The sequence below is a fragment of the Mycobacterium sp. 852002-51961_SCH5331710 genome (genome assembly GCF_001665535.1).
Lineage (GTDB): Bacteria > Actinomycetota > Actinomycetes > Mycobacteriales > Mycobacteriaceae > Mycobacterium.
Window position 1 is genome coordinate 34,559 of sequence record NZ_LZSQ01000069.1, and the last position, 13,534, is coordinate 48,092.

The following is a 13,534-nucleotide window of genomic DNA, read 5'->3' on the forward strand; positions in this document are numbered from 1 at the left end:
CCCCAGCACGTGAGCTGCTATCGACCATTCACTCACCAGAGGGACGCCTGTCATGGCATCAAACTACAAAAACAGCAAGAACTCTCAATCCAACGACGACGACTGGATCACCGACCTCATCCTCTCACTGTTCAAAGCGGCCGGGTATCTGCTGTGGTGGGCGGTCCTGTTCCCGGCCATCAGCATCCCGATCATCGCCAGCGTGGCGATGGCCATTACCCATGGCTCACGCGCGGGTCTGATCATCGGTATTGCTTTCGCTGCCGCGTATGCGGGCTGGGCGTGGCTGGACCCGCGATCGTTTCACGGATGGGTCACCGAGCCGGTGCGGCGGCGCTGGTTGACCTGGTCGCGCTACACCCGCACCTGGCAATCGGTGTGCACCCTGCACGGCCTGACCGCCACACTTGGCGAACGCACCTTGGTGCCGACCTTGCAGTCGGTGCGCATCGGCAAGACGACCGACGTCCTGGCGCTGCGAGTGGTCACCGGCCACTCCCTGGCTGATTGGCACAAGCAATCCGAGGCGCTAGCCGCCGCCTGGCGTGCCGACCGGATCGCCATCCGCGCGACCGCGCCCGGAGAGCTACGCATCACCCTGATGCGCGGCGACGTGCTGGCCGACCCGATTGCCCTGCCCATGCCCACGACGGCGACTGCGGTGGATGTGGGGTCGGTGCGGGTCGGGATCACCGAAACCCGCCACTGGTGGCACCTACCTCTGCTTGGCCACCACCTGCTCGTGGCTGGCGCGACCGGCGCGGGGAAAGGTTCAGTGTTGTGGTCACTGATCGCTGGCCTCGCCCCCGCCGTGAAAACCGGACAAGTGCGGCTCTGCGTCATCGACCCGAAAGGCGGCATGGAACTGGGCGCCGGAGCACCCATGTTCACGGTGTTCACCCACGACGCCACTGGCACCACCCTGTACCTGCTGCGGCAACTAGTGGAGGTGATGCACGCCCGCGCCAATCGGTTACGGGGCAAGACGCGCATGCACACCCCGACTCCGACTGAGCCGTTATTCGTGGTGGTGATCGATGAGATCGCCGCGCTGACTGCGTATGTGACCGACCGCAAGGTGCGCAGCGAAATTGAACAGCTGTTGGGCCTGCTGCTCTCCCAAGGCCGGGCCGTCGGCATTTCGGTGGTGGCAGCGGTGCAAGATCCGGCCAAAGACACCCTGCCGGTGCGGCAGCTGTTTACCGTGCGAATCGGGTTGCGGTTGACCGAAGCCACCCAAACCACCATGGTTTTGGGCCAGGGCGCCCGCGACGCGGGGGCCGACTGCGATCACATCCCCGACACCACTCCCGGTGTGGGCTACATGATGATCGATGGCACGGCCCAACCGGTGCGGGTACGGGCATTTCACGTCGCCGACCACGACATCGCCACTCTGGCAGCACGATTCCGGCCACCTCGTGCCGCGACCCGAACCAACCAGTCCAACAGCGGGCGCACCGACACCGCCCGGGGTCAACGGTGACTACTGCAACGACAGCCCCCACGCTGGTGTTGCCCGGGGTTCCCGGCTCGATCGACACCAATGCGGTGGTGGATCAGATGGTGCGCCGCGCGTCCTCGACGGGGTTCGAATCGTGGTGGCGGCGCGCGGAATCTGTTGGCTTCTGCGCCCACCCCATCCAACTCAGAGGTACCGACGAGATAGGCCGCGATCGGGTGGTGTGGACACGGTGCAACAACCGCCGCGCACAGGTATGCCCATCGTGCTCAGACCTGTACGCCCGCGACACGTGGCAGCTCGTGCACGCTGGCACCGCCGGCGGCCACCACAACATCCCCGCAGCAGTGGCCGATCGTCCGCAGGTGTTCGTCACCCTCACCGCACCTAGCTACGGGCCTGTTCACGCCGCCGCGCGTGCAGGCGACAAGAAGCAGCGTGTGTGTCGCGACCACCACCACACTGGCGGCTACCGCCGATGCCCGCATGGAAAACCACTGTGGTGCAGCACAACCCACGGCGAAGGTGATATCTATGCGGGACAGCCGATCTGCGCGGACTGCTACGACTACACCGGGCATGTCCTGTTCACATGGCACCTGCCCGAACTGTGGCGACGCTTCACCATCACCCTGCGACGCACACTGCGCCGAGAGCTACGTGCTTCGGGCGCCGACCCGGATGCGGTGCAGGTCAGCTTCATCAAAGTCGTCGAACTGCAAGCCCGGCTCATCCCGCACATTCATGCCCTGATCCGCCTCGACCCGCCCGACAGCGATGACTCTGGCGGTCATGACTGGCATGCGCCCCTTGCGGCAACCGAACTGGCCACCATCATCCAACAGGCCGTTCGAACCGTGGCCGTGACGGTCACCGACTCATCCTCAAATACAGCGACACGGGTGATCAGGTTCGGCACACAAGTCGACACCCAACCCATCGACAACCGGCACGCCGGCACGGACGGCTCTGCTGTGCAGGAGGATTCACCACACGGCGGGGTTCTTCCAGGCCGCCGCGTAGCTCGCTACCTCGCGAAATACGTCACCAAATCCTTAGCTGACGTCGGGATCAGCGCGCGACGCATCTCCACCGAGGCCATCGCTGACCTCGATGTCTGCGACCACGTTCGGGCGATCCTGACCGCCATCAGCCAACTCGCCGATAAGGGACTGGCCGGTGTCGGTCGGTGGCTGCACACCCTGGGCTACCGGGGCCACATCACCAGCAAATCCCGCCGCTATTCCACCACGATGACCGCGCTGCGCGAACGTCGCGCGGCCTGGACCCGTGAACAACGTTTAAAAAGCACTGCGCACCAACATGATCTCGGCCTCGACTCCACCGATGGCGATGATCTGGTGGCATGGGAATTCGATCGTGCCGGCCCCACCAGCCTCGGCGACCGGACCCTCATCTACTCCGCGGCCGTCCAACACATCCACACCCGCCGCATCGGACTGATCGAAGTCCGTGGCCAAGCCCGCAATCAACAATGGGATCCGCCAGGGGGAAGCGATGGCTGACAGGTCCCGAGCAGCACGTGCTCGCTCCGGGTGTGACGCTCGTCCCGATGCGCCGACGGTGTCAGAGGGGGGTGTTGAAATTGTTGTGCCCAACCAATATCGACTTCCGTCCGAGGCCAACCGCGCGCTGGTACACGTGATAATGGCTGTGCGGGACCGGATGCTTGGATCAGGGAGGGGAGTGGCGTGAGCCTGAGGTTCGCCTTCTATGGCCGAGTGAGCACGGAGGACGCTCAAGACCCGGAGGCGAGCCGCAGCTGGCAGAAGCGGCGTGCCATGGACCTGATCACTCCGCACGGCGGATTCATCGCCGCCGACTACTTCGATGTGGGACAGAGCCGTTCACTGCCGTGGAAGCGCAGGCCAGAGGCGTCACGTCTGCTTGCTGATGTCGCTTGTCGGGACCGTAGCTTTGATGCCGTAGTGATTGGGGAACCCGCCCGTGCGTTCTACGGGCCGCAGTTCGCGCTCACCTTCCCTGTCCTCACGCACTACGGAGTTGGCCTGTGGGTACCCGAGGTCGGCGGAGCGGTCGATCCCGGCTCCGAGGCACACGACCTGGTGATGACTCTGTTCGGCGGCATGAGCAAGGGAGAGCGCGCTCGAATCCAGATGCGCGTCCGTACGGCGATGTCAGCACTCGCGCACGACACCGCCAGATATCTCGGTGGTCGACCACCCTACGGTTACCGGCTCGTCGATGCCGGCCCGCATCCAAACCCTGCCAAGGCCAATCTTGGGCAGCGGCTTCACCGCCTCGAACCCGACCCCGCGACATCTTCGGTCGTCGAGCGGATCTACCGCATGTACGCCGACGGAGCGGGCCTGCGCTATATCGCGCAACGGCTCACCGACGATGGTGTACCGTCACCGAGCCAGTACGACCCGGCACGGAATCGGCATCGTGACCCACGAGGATGGTCCCATTCGGCGATCCGCGCGATACTCGACAACCCGGCGTACCGCGGTATCCGTGTTTGGGGCAAGCAGGAGAAATACGAGGTTCTGGTCAACCCCGATGATGTCGCTGCGGGGTATGAGACTCGTATGCGGTGGCGTGATGAGGCCGACTGGATCGCACCAGAACGCCGCACGCATGAAGCGCTGATCCGTGACGAACTAGCGCAGGCTGTTCGTCTTCGGATGCAGGCGCGGCGGGGTCCCGGTCTTGTTTGCAGCAGAGAGTCAACAGTGCCATATGCACTGCGTGGGCTGCTGTTCTGTGCCGCATGTGGACGGCGGATGCAGGGCGCTGCCCGCGCCGGGAAGCGAACAACACGCATCCTCTACCGTTGTGAGCTCGGTAAGTCGCGTTCGGTACCCGCGGACCTGAGTGATCACCCGCGCACCGTCTACCTCCGTGAAGATGAGGTGACTGCGCGACTTGACGAATGGATCGCCACCCTGGCCGATCCGGCCGACTTGGCACGCGGGCAAGACGCGGACCCGGTAGCAGGGGCTGGCTACGCGGCCTTGCGGCGCCAGCTCAGCGAGGCGAATGCGAAGGTTGCTGCTCTGGTTACCGCCGTGGAGTCTGGTGTGGCCGTTGAGGATTTGACTGTTGCATTGCGCCGCCGCACCGCCGAGCGCGACGAGCTGAAGGTCCGTCTTGAGCAAGCGGAGCGACCTCGCGTCATGACTGCCGCACAAATCAGCGAGTTGGTTGAGGAATTGGGCGGGCTGTCAGCAGTGCTTGGTGAGGCAACCGGGGCGGAACGCGCTCAGGTATACGCAAGCCTGGGCCTGCGCCTCGACTACGACCCGCATCTTCAGCGAGTCACGGCGACTGCCGACTTAAGTCGTGTCGCCGGACGTGTCCGAGGGGGGACTTGAACCCCCACAGAGCTACCTGGTCAGGGCGTAAAAACCGCGTTGAACTGCTGAAATACATCACGGTAGTTCACTCTGGCTATCTGATTTTCAGGCAAGTTTGTGTCCAAAACGTGTCCAAGAGGGTGGCCCCACCCGTGCCACTCAACGGGTGGGGCCACTGGCGCGCAGCCGGGGGGAGATACCGGACATACCGGGCACCCGGCCACGGCCCGTCTACATCACGTTTTGTGTGATGAGTTCGTAGTGGTGCAGCCGGCCGCGGAGCATGTGCCGCTCCACAGTGCCGTCCACGTACAGGCCGGGGCCGCTGACCGAGGGGTCGGTGACGATGTGTCCACCCTTAGGCCACGACAGCCGCAGCTTGTCGCCGATGTCTGGGGGGATGTTCGCCACGGGGGCCAGGATGACCCGGTAGCGGGAGATGACCAGATCACGGCCGGAGGTCAGCACGGCATCGGTATTGAGCGCGATGATCGCGGCCGGGGCGGCGGCGGTTTTCTGCCATTCCAGGATCGGATTGCCGCGTGTGTCCGTCTCTCCGGTGTCGACCTGCATCCACACGTCAACGCGGTCGTGGAGGATCACATCGCCCGCTTTCTGTACCGGTTCAACACGTACGTTTCGGCGAGATTCCAGCCTTGCCAGCAGCCACGGATACCGACATTGCCCACGGTGGTATCGAGCTGTTCGGGGTTGGCAACGAGGCGGGCCGAGGCGGTGGTGATGACCGCCGAGAGTTCATCATTCGGGACGTTGCCGGTGAACCCGTTGCTCCGCACGTATGCCTTGACCATGACCGTCACGACGGGCACAACCTCCTCCGCCAGGGCGACAAGCGTGGTGTCGCCGCCCTGGCCGAGGAAGTCTGCGACCGTCTGGCCGTCGACCGCCACGCTTACGTACCGGCGGTGAGCAGGGTAACGGCCTTGTCCTGCAACAGGGCCACGTCGTAGCGCGTCACGACACGGATTCCAACTGAGTCGTAGTCGCCCCAGGTCTGGTCGAGGATCTTCACCTCGGCGTCGACGTCGCGGGCAACAACCACCTTGGAGAAGTCCACCAGGGCGGCGGTGACCGCGGGGACATTGTCGGTGATGATGACCGGCAGACCCAGCAGCTGGAACGCGGTGCCGTTCTGCACCGTCGAGGGATCGAACACATAGCGGGCGTCCGTATCGCCGACCTTGATCTTGCGGAACGCGTTGAACGTGGCCGAGTTCATCGCCCAATGGGTGGGGGTGACGTGGTTGGCCTGCGCGGTGGCGATCCCGTCGATCAGGGAATCGATGTCCTCGAGGTCGATGGATCCCTCGGCGATGCCGTCAGCCTGCAGAATGCCGGTGATCTCGTTGGCGCCGAATCCGTTCCACAGGGCCGCGTCGAGCGCATGGGACACGTCGGTGACGAGGCGCTGCCGCAGCACCGCTTCCAGCCCGATCACGGACTGGCGGATCATTTCATTGCTCACCCGAACCAAGACTTTCAGCGATTTCAACGACGACGGCAAGAGCTCTACCTCGTCGAAATCCACTGAGCCATCAGTGATCTGGGAGCCCTCCGAGACGAACCCTGCGGTGACACCGGACGCGATGCGCGGAACCCGAACCGGCGAAGCCGAGTTCAGGATCGTCGGGCCGGCCGACAGGAACGTGGACTGCTGTTCAAGGGGCTGCACCAGAAGCGATGCAACCTCGGACTGGAGGAGAGTGGTATTCCCACTGGTAACTTCAATAGCCATTATTTGGCCGCCTTTCAACAGGATTGGGAGATGCTTCGGCGACCAGGCCAAAAGATAGGGGGGTAGGGCGACCAGGCCCTACCCCCTGAGTTTACTACAGTGAACGCAGACGGTCCATAAGGCTGAACTCTGCGGTCTTCTCACCTTTATGGCCCTGCCCGATATCGCCGACCGGGCGGCGGGACTCAAGGTGCGGTTTCGCTTCTAGCAGCGCATCGATCGCCGCTGTCAACGTCTCCGGATCGTCGAGGTGCGCGGCGTCGTACGGCAGATCTGTCGGATCAGCCAACCGACCGGTAGCGCGGACGAGTTCGACGTGTAGCCGTTGGGCGTAGCCGCTAGCCCGCTGACGGTACTTCCCGTTCTCCTGGCGTAACTCCTCGACGATCCGGCGGGGATACATGTCCTCCGGTGTCGGTTCTGCCTCGTCGGGGCTATCCACATCGGGAGCGGTCGGATCTGCGGCCACCTCGGTCGTCTCCGACGAATTGGTTTCGGGTTGTGTTTCATCAACTTGCTCTTGCATATCGTTCTAACCTCCGTGTGTATTGGGTTGATTGGATGTTTTCGGCCCACACCGGGCGGGGCACGCAAGCGCAGCCGGGGTGGGTTTGGAATGGGTGTTCGGCGGGCCAGATTCGGCCTTCGCGCCACCACCACCGGCAGAGCTGGCACGGATCGCTATCCATGTGCCGTGTCCAGCCCTTAGTCAGTCCTGATTCGCGGATCGAGTCGGAGTAGGTGCGGGCGGCGGTGTTTAGTGGCTCAGCGCGCCCGAGGCGGCCGACGATCTTCTCGGGCACCTCGGATGCCCTGGCGGTGTCCAACAGCGTTGTAGCGGCTTTGGTGAGCCGTTCTACGTCATCCACTGGTGCCAGCCCGATCACCGGTATCGCTTTCTGGAAGGCGACGGTTGCCTCGGCGGCGAACGCAACCTCGGCCAGTGCAGCGGCTTGGGCGTTGTAGCCCGCGATGATCGCGGCCAGCGCACCGACGAATAGGCCATCGCCGAGAACAGATACATTTGCCCAGAGGGCGATAGCGGCCGCCTCACTCTCAGCCGCTAACGCCAGCAGGGTTTCCTGATATGGCGTCACTAGCTCACCAGCCGCGATAGGTCGACGCCTTGGGCGTCAAGGCTTTCGGTGCGGCGGGCGGCCCGTATCTTGACGATTTCATCGTCGGAGTAGCCGAGTTTCGCCAGCGCGTAGGAGGTCGGCAGAATGCCGGCCTGGTGCAGCTTCACCACCGCGTCGGCCTCTTGAGCGACTGATCGGGTTGCGGCGTCGGCCCATTGCACGCCGATGTCGTCGATCTGGTCCGGTGTGCGGCCGTCGCGGATCGCGATCATCAGTTTGGCTACCTGTTCCCAGGATCGGCCGAAGATCTGTTGCCGGTTCTCTGCCCGCGCTGCCAACGATGCCTCAGCGGCCCGCAGCGAGTCGGCGCTTGTCGGCTGATCGTGCATGACTCCGATGTAGTGGGCAGGCAACGCGGACACCGCCATGATCTGGCCGAGTAGCACGTTCACCGCGGTCTCGTAGCCGGTGAGATCGGCGCCCGCCAACTGGCCGAACTTTGCGTTGTCGTTTTCGGAGATCATCGCCCGGTTGCCCTCGGGGATAGGGTTGGCCTCTTCGGTTTCGCCTGTCTCGTCGCCGTTCTCGTCGAGCACCGGTATCTCGGTCAACTCGATGCCTGTCGCCCACCTGCGTGGCCTGGCGGTGTACTCCGACGCGACAAGCATGTCTGCAAGTGACTTGTTCAGCCCGTCCACCAACGGCATCAGATCATCGATCTCCGAGCAGCCGTAGTCGTCCAAGATCCGATCAGAGTTGCGTAGCGCAACGACCGGAACCGTACGAAGCGGGTTGCGGATCTCGTCAACGACGTTGTAGCCGTGCACGGTTGCGCCGGTCTGCTCGGCCCGCAGGCGCACGATCCGATCGGGCAGCAGCAGCACACCCTCAGTCGTGGTTTTCGTCTCCCAGCGCTTCACAGCGGCGGTGATTTCACGGCTTCCCGGATCGATCTGCACCGCAACCTGCTTGGCCGATTCAATCGTCACCTTTGGGCGGCCCGCTGCGTCGGCCCACACCCACACATACGAGTCGCCCAACAGCAGCGATTCGCGGTGCGCGATACCCGACTGTTGATCCATGTTCAGCCGAACCCATTCCGGCCACAGCGACGGGTCGCTGAACCCGGTGATCCGTAGCCGCTCGGCCAATGCTGTCACCGTCAGGCGCGGAATGTTCGACGCGATCCGCCCAAACCGGCTGCCCAAAGCGGTCTTCGCCTCCGGGGACAGGAACGCCAGCGCCTGGCGACCCTGGTAGTAACGCTCCAATTCGCCGTAGCGGCCGGCGGGCTCGTTGAGCCGTTGCATCAGCTCGATAACCAAATCATCTTGTGTCATGCGAAACTCCGTGTCTTCTTTCGTTTCTTGGTGGCGCGCCAGGTGGCGCGTGAATGCGCCATGACAAGGCAAGCGGCGCAGTCGATCTTGCGGGCTTGGCGCGACCTCGACGCCTTGTCGAGTCGCATACCACGCGGGTCTTCTCGGATCACCGCTGCGGCTACGTGGGCGGCTAGCACAGGGTGCCCTGAGTGCGTCAGCGCGCCGTTGACGCACGCCTTGTAAAGATCCGTGGTGGCGGCGGTCAAACGGCTCGGGCTGTGGGGGAACTCGACGACTGGCAGCCGTTCGGCCTCCAATGCCTGAAGGGTGCGAGTGAAGCGGAACGGGTCTGCACAGATCTCCTGCACCCGCCACCGCTTGCACGCTTCGCGGATCGTCTGTTCTACCTCTGCGACGGGCACGCGATAGTCGGGGTCGCCTTTCGGGTCCCACACGCGCACCACGTCGAAATGTGGCTCAGTCGAGACAGTCCCGACCAGGATGGCGGTTGCGTCCGAGTTGTAGGAGCCATCGAGGCTTAGAACAACGTCGGTCCCCTCCGGTACGGGCTCACCGGTCGAGAGGGATTCCCAAACACCGGGCGGCAAGAAGGCGTCGTCGTTGTCGATGGGCAGCTGGCACAGCCGCGCCCGACGAAACGTCGCCTCCCGCGTCTTCGGCGGCAACAAGGCGTGCAGTGCGTCGCGGTGCAAGAAATCGTCGAGGGCGGGGTTGGCCAGCTCCCAGCAATGAGCGCAGTCGACGGGGTGATCCTCGAAGCCGGCCGCCGAGAACTCGCGCCACACCATTGACGTGTCGTCGGGATTGTCGGCGGCGTAGTTCCGAAGATCCAGCAGCACTTGATCGTTAAGGTTCGGCCCCGGCGTCCCTATGCAGACCAGAGTGGAATGCTCGCGTTTCCCCTGCGCCAGCGTCAGCACCTCGTACGAGTCGCGGTTGGCTACACCGGCCTCGTCGAGGATCGCCAACGTGTAGTCCAAACCCTCCAAACGTTTCGGCTCAGCCGGTAGGCAGTGAAACGAACTGTCCGTGTTCGGGATATACAACCGTTCCTTGAACACCTGACAGCGGGAAGAAAGGTCCTCGTCGAGTTCCACCATGCGGCGCGCGATGTTGAATACGATCCCGGCCTGGCGTTCGTCAACAGCGACGACGCACACCACCGAACCCTCACCACCCGTGAACAGTTCGTAGACGCCCCACGCGGACATCAGCGAGCTTTTCCCGGACCCACGCGGCAGCATCCAGCCCGCCGTGCGCGGCCGAGGATTTGCGTCCAGCACCGACCCTACGAGGTCGCGCTGCCAATCCCTCAGCCGCAGCGGCGACCTCGCGCCCGTGCCTTTCGGCACCTTCACGAACTTCTGGCAAAACGAATCGAAACGCGCCGAACCTGTCGACCGCGGCCGCCAAGGCAACACACTGTCATCGACAGCTGCCTTCGGTCCGGCTCTCATGGCAGGCTCCAGGTATGGCAAGCATGAAGGGTCCATACGTCGACTTCGAGATTGTCTGGGCATACGGAGGCCCGCCGGGACTCAAGGAACAGATCACAGACGAGACGAAGCTCCAAGTCACCGAGGCCGGCGTTCTGCAGATCACGGATACCGCCAGCGGGTCGGCAATTACCTGCGCGCCTCACACGTGGAAGTTCGTGTTGCAGCATCAGACGTTGGAACCGAGGCCAATTGCGGTGTTCGACTGACTTCACGTAGACCGCCTACTGGTGTGTAACGCCCCCTGCGGCTTGCCATCCGGCGGCGATTCGGCCCCTTGACCGCATAGGCCCTGGTCAGAGGCTCGGCGTGCTGCCTCGATCCGTTCGCGGCCTTTACGAGTTGGGCGTCGTTTGTAAGCCTCCTCGAGTCGTGCGATCACGGCATCGGCTTCGGCTTGGGTGTACCTGTCGCCGCGCCTGCTGTTGTCCGTGTGGCAGAGCACGCGGAGGTTCTCGACGGCGTAGGCGAGTTCCTCGTAGTCGCTGACCGGGAGGATGTGGTCGACGGTCAGGCGCTCTGTGGACCCACACATATCGCAGTAGTTCTGCAGCTTGCGTAGGCGCTGTGACAGCTTCTTCCACTTCGTGGTGTTGGTGTGGACGTGGCCCTCGGGCCGTGGCTTGTCAGCCGGTGTGCAGTCGCGGCAATAGCTGCCGGCCGTGATCGGCTCCCCGCATGCGAGGCATGGGCGGGCGATCACTCGGTGTCCTGGTTGATTTGGTGGGCGCGGTCGCGGAGGGCGGCGAGTTCTTCTGCGCTGAGTTGCATGAGTTCGCCGAGGAACCGGTGCAGTCCCTCGACCTGACTCGGGGCGAGGGCGAGGAGGAAGTGGCCGAGGATCTGGTCGCGGAATTGGACGCCGATGCCCAACGTGGCGTTGGGTGCGGCGAAGAGGCGGCCTTCGAGATCGTGTGGTGCGAGGACGACGGTGCCCTGCGGGAAGTCGACGGCGGCCGGGTCGTGGAAGTTGGTAGTCATGGTGTTTCTCCTTTGTTGAGGACTCGGTGGTCGAGAAGTTCTTCGACGCGGCCCATGTGCGGGCAGTCGACGAACTCGAGTTCGTCGCAGGTGCATGTCCAGCCGTCGCGGGGACGCCAGCGAACGAGGTAGTTGTCGACGGTGGCGAGGACTGTGGCGTCGCGGGAGCGGGCGCCTAGGACGCGTAGGAACCGTACGGTCATGCGGTCTGTTCTCCTGTTTGCTGGGCGTTGCGGTACTTGTTCCGTTCACGGCGTCGATGTTGTGGCCGGTTGGGGTCCACCGTGGACCTGTGGTCCACCTCTTGTTTCCGCTGTTCAGACAGGGTGGACGGGTGGTCCACGGGTGGACCTCCGTACAGCGTTCCCGTTGGCCCTTTAGCGGTTCTAGCTGCGGTTATGCGGCGTTCGGTGATCAGCTCATTGATGGCGGCGTCGAAGTAGTCGCGCACGTCGGATTTGAGGCTGCGCCTTAGCTGGTTGTGGGGGATCAGCTGCTGATCGGGGAGCCGTGAGACGGTCCGCAGGATGCCCTCTTTACACCGCTGGAGCTTCCGATCGGAGATGATCTCCTCACGTTCGGCTGTGGCGAGTGCGCGGGCGGTGTTCTGGTTGCGGGACTGCTCGACGAGTGCGCGGCGGCAACGTTCGCGCGTGTGGGCGCTGACGTCCATCACGTAGCCCGACAGTTTCCAGTCGGTGTCGTCGACGATCGTGCGGCCGTCGAGTGCCATCAACGCGACTGCGACCTTCAACTGGCACAACAGTCTGTGTCCGTCCAGCGGATCGACGTTGTGGTCCTCGCGGAGTACTGCGAGGCGATAGTTGTCAATCGCGGTGCGGGCCGACTCTGGCACCTTGAGATCAGCGTTGCCGCCGACGACACGGAGGTGTCCTACGTCGCGCCCCCACGACGGGGTCTGGACCTTCCACACGCCGGGATCTTCTGGTGGGTCGTCGGGTGCGTCGGGATCGGTAACGGGAAGCCACACGAACCGCTGCGGCAATCCACCATCGGCGGCACCGAGTAGGGTCTGTGACCGTAGAGGCTGGACGCCTGCGATCAGGCAGGCCCGGTAGGAGTGGGCCTCGACGATGACGCGGGTGTCCTTGCCGGCGTTGCCGAATCCGAGTTGTTCCCCGGAGTACAGCTTGCGGGTCTCCGCTGAGAGGGTGGCACCGGAGCGGGCGGCAAGCGCGGCCCAGGTGTCGATCTCCGGGCAGGTGAAGATCACGTTGGTCACCGGATTGGGGTCGTCGGGTTTAGTGCCGATCGGCCGGAAGGTGCGGGCGACGCCCTCTCCGGTGCCGATCGGCACTTGCTCGATACGGGGGCCGTCGAACTGAATGCCTTCTACGGATGCAGCGTCAGCAGCCCCCTTACCGGTACCGGACGGGCCAACCGAACCGATGAACAGGTTCAACGACGTGCGTCCACCGACCAGCCCGGGAATGGTGATGTTCGGGGGGATCGTGGCGACCGCGCGGGCCATCGCGTTGCCGACAACGGCCCAAGGGCCGACCCTGCGGGCACGCGCCACTGTAAGCGCGTGCTGCAGGACCGGCCGGGCATTCCAGAACGTGGCTGTCAAGCTGCCACCTCCCACATTTCGGCGACGCGGATTGCGAGGCGCTGATCTTCTCCACCTCGCCGCCACATCACCCGCAGCGCCCGCAAGTTCGGAGCTGGAGCGAGCCCTTGGATAAGGAGATGTTCAACCGCGTCCCGGTACCCGTCTACGTACCGTTCGGTGATCTCGTCGGGGTCGTCGTAGTGCCAGGGATCGCCGTCCTCGATGCGCCGGGAGGCGCTGCGGCGGCGGTGGATACCTGTGATGTACTCGGCGGCTGCGGCATTCATAGCGTCTCCCGCAGGCGGTCGAGGGCAGCCAGGGTGCTGGTGATGTTGTCGTGGATCTGTTGGGCGCGGGTGCGTCGGGCACCGTCGAGGTGGCCGATCGCGTCGTGCAAGTAGTAGGCCGATGTGTCGATGTGGTCGCGGGCTGAGTCGATGGCATGCTTCGCGGCCTGGTCGACGTCGCAGGCTGTCTGTGTCATGATTGAACTTCCAATCTGA

Annotated in this window: 17 protein-coding genes; 4 read left to right on the forward strand and 13 right to left on the reverse strand. The window is 64.0% G+C overall.

The features are described from left to right. Positions 1 to 52: 52 nt before the first annotated feature. The 3 genes from A5752_RS11450 (at position 53) to A5752_RS11460 (ending at position 4,821) form a co-directional block, all read left to right on the forward strand. Positions 53 to 1,486 (forward strand): FtsK/SpoIIIE domain-containing protein, encoded by a 1,434-nt coding sequence (locus A5752_RS11450; protein ID WP_012394805.1) that lies wholly within the window; start codon positions 53 to 55, stop codon positions 1,484 to 1,486. Then, positions 1,483 to 2,988: a replication initiator gene (locus A5752_RS11455; protein ID WP_012394804.1), complete on the forward strand. Its 1,506-nt coding sequence runs from the start codon at positions 1,483 to 1,485 to the stop codon at positions 2,986 to 2,988. The genes A5752_RS11450 and A5752_RS11455 overlap by 4 nt, the downstream gene beginning before the upstream one ends. A gap of 186 nt (positions 2,989 to 3,174) precedes the next feature. Continuing rightward, positions 3,175 to 4,821, forward strand: coding sequence for a recombinase family protein (locus tag A5752_RS11460; protein WP_012394803.1), 1,647 nt, complete (start codon positions 3,175 to 3,177; stop codon positions 4,819 to 4,821). Between the two features lie 213 nt (positions 4,822 to 5,034). Here the strand turns inward: A5752_RS11460 and A5752_RS11465 are convergent, their stop codons facing one another. Genes A5752_RS11465 through A5752_RS11495 form a run of 7 tightly spaced genes read right to left on the reverse strand, consistent with a single transcriptional unit; the run spans position 5,035 to position 10,438 of the window. After that, positions 5,035 to 5,406, reverse strand: coding sequence for a hypothetical protein (locus A5752_RS11465; RefSeq protein ID WP_067085177.1), 372 nt, complete (start codon positions 5,404 to 5,406; stop codon positions 5,035 to 5,037). After that, positions 5,403 to 5,714: a hypothetical protein gene (locus A5752_RS11470; protein ID WP_067085179.1), complete on the reverse strand. Its 312-nt coding sequence runs from the start codon at positions 5,712 to 5,714 to the stop codon at positions 5,403 to 5,405. The genes A5752_RS11465 and A5752_RS11470 overlap by 4 nt, the downstream gene beginning before the upstream one ends. 2 nt (positions 5,715 to 5,716) lie before the next feature. After that, positions 5,717 to 6,610: a phage major capsid protein gene (locus A5752_RS11475; protein ID WP_353612397.1), complete on the reverse strand. Its 894-nt coding sequence runs from the start codon at positions 6,608 to 6,610 to the stop codon at positions 5,717 to 5,719. Positions 6,611 to 6,653: 43 nt separating this feature from the next. After that, positions 6,654 to 7,085, reverse strand: coding sequence for a hypothetical protein (locus A5752_RS11480; RefSeq protein ID WP_067085183.1), 432 nt, complete (start codon positions 7,083 to 7,085; stop codon positions 6,654 to 6,656). Beyond that, on the reverse strand, positions 7,069 to 7,656 hold the full coding sequence (locus A5752_RS11485) for a putative phage head morphogenesis protein (protein ID WP_067085184.1): 588 nt from the start codon (positions 7,654 to 7,656) through the stop codon (positions 7,069 to 7,071). The genes A5752_RS11480 and A5752_RS11485 overlap by 17 nt, the downstream gene beginning before the upstream one ends. Then, the gene (locus A5752_RS11490; protein WP_067085186.1) at positions 7,656 to 8,978 is read right to left on the reverse strand and encodes a phage portal protein; all 1,323 of its coding nucleotides are present in this window, start codon (positions 8,976 to 8,978) and stop codon (positions 7,656 to 7,658) included. The genes A5752_RS11485 and A5752_RS11490 overlap by 1 nt, the downstream gene beginning before the upstream one ends. Beyond that, positions 8,975 to 10,438, reverse strand: coding sequence for a terminase large subunit domain-containing protein (locus A5752_RS11495; RefSeq protein ID WP_067085188.1), 1,464 nt, complete (start codon positions 10,436 to 10,438; stop codon positions 8,975 to 8,977). The genes A5752_RS11490 and A5752_RS11495 overlap by 4 nt, the downstream gene beginning before the upstream one ends. A gap of 14 nt (positions 10,439 to 10,452) precedes the next feature. Between A5752_RS11495 and A5752_RS11500 the strand changes: the two genes are divergently transcribed. Then, entirely contained in the window at positions 10,453 to 10,686 is a 234-nt protein-coding gene (locus tag A5752_RS11500) for a hypothetical protein (protein WP_067085189.1), read from the forward strand. 2 nt (positions 10,687 to 10,688) lie between these two features. Here A5752_RS11500 and A5752_RS11505 read toward each other — a convergent pair whose 3' ends face one another. The 6 genes from A5752_RS11505 to A5752_RS11525 are packed head-to-tail and all read right to left on the reverse strand — an operon-like array spanning position 10,689 to position 13,515. Continuing rightward, complete coding sequence (locus A5752_RS11505) at positions 10,689 to 11,180, reverse strand: HNH endonuclease signature motif containing protein (RefSeq protein ID WP_067085191.1); 492 nt, start codon at positions 11,178 to 11,180, stop codon at positions 10,689 to 10,691. Continuing rightward, positions 11,177 to 11,458: a hypothetical protein gene (locus tag A5752_RS11510; RefSeq protein ID WP_067085192.1), complete on the reverse strand. Its 282-nt coding sequence runs from the start codon at positions 11,456 to 11,458 to the stop codon at positions 11,177 to 11,179. The genes A5752_RS11505 and A5752_RS11510 overlap by 4 nt, the downstream gene beginning before the upstream one ends. Then, positions 11,455 to 11,661 carry a hypothetical protein gene (locus tag A5752_RS27480; RefSeq protein ID WP_156613775.1) on the reverse strand — a complete coding sequence of 69 codons (207 nt, stop codon included), beginning with the start codon at positions 11,659 to 11,661 and terminating at the stop codon, positions 11,455 to 11,457. Before A5752_RS27480 ends, A5752_RS11510 begins: the two co-directional genes overlap by 4 nt. After that, complete coding sequence (locus A5752_RS11515) at positions 11,658 to 13,049, reverse strand: hypothetical protein (protein WP_156613777.1); 1,392 nt, start codon at positions 13,047 to 13,049, stop codon at positions 11,658 to 11,660. Before A5752_RS11515 ends, A5752_RS27480 begins: the two co-directional genes overlap by 4 nt. Further along, complete coding sequence (locus tag A5752_RS11520; protein WP_067085196.1) at positions 13,046 to 13,318, reverse strand: hypothetical protein; 273 nt, start codon at positions 13,316 to 13,318, stop codon at positions 13,046 to 13,048. The genes A5752_RS11515 and A5752_RS11520 overlap by 4 nt, the downstream gene beginning before the upstream one ends. After that, positions 13,315 to 13,515, reverse strand: a complete 201-nt coding sequence (locus A5752_RS11525) for a hypothetical protein (RefSeq protein WP_067085198.1) — start codon at positions 13,513 to 13,515, stop codon at positions 13,315 to 13,317. Before A5752_RS11525 ends, A5752_RS11520 begins: the two co-directional genes overlap by 4 nt. Between the last annotated feature and the right edge of the window lie 19 nt (positions 13,516 to 13,534).

What these genes read in the sequence shown, in the direction of transcription:
- A5752_RS11450 (WP_012394805.1), top strand. Translation starts at nt 53, where the DNA reads ATGGCATCAAACTACAAAAACAGCAAGAACTCTCAATCCAACGACGAC.
- A5752_RS11480 (WP_067085183.1), bottom strand. Translation starts at nt 7,085, where the DNA reads ATGCAAGAGCAAGTTGATGAAACACAACCCGAAACCAATTCGTCGGAG.
- A5752_RS11490 (WP_067085186.1), bottom strand. Translation starts at nt 8,978, where the DNA reads ATGACACAAGATGATTTGGTTATCGAGCTGATGCAACGGCTCAACGAG.
- A5752_RS11495 (WP_067085188.1), bottom strand. Translation starts at nt 10,438, where the DNA reads ATGAGAGCCGGACCGAAGGCAGCTGTCGATGACAGTGTGTTGCCTTGG.
- A5752_RS11500 (WP_067085189.1), top strand. Translation starts at nt 10,453, where the DNA reads ATGGCAAGCATGAAGGGTCCATACGTCGACTTCGAGATTGTCTGGGCA.
- A5752_RS11510 (WP_067085192.1), bottom strand. Translation starts at nt 11,458, where the DNA reads ATGACTACCAACTTCCACGACCCGGCCGCCGTCGACTTCCCGCAGGGC.
- A5752_RS27480 (WP_156613775.1), bottom strand. Translation starts at nt 11,661, where the DNA reads ATGACCGTACGGTTCCTACGCGTCCTAGGCGCCCGCTCCCGCGACGCC.
- A5752_RS11520 (WP_067085196.1), bottom strand. Translation starts at nt 13,318, where the DNA reads ATGAATGCCGCAGCCGCCGAGTACATCACAGGTATCCACCGCCGCCGC.
- A5752_RS11525 (WP_067085198.1), bottom strand. Translation starts at nt 13,515, where the DNA reads ATGACACAGACAGCCTGCGACGTCGACCAGGCCGCGAAGCATGCCATC.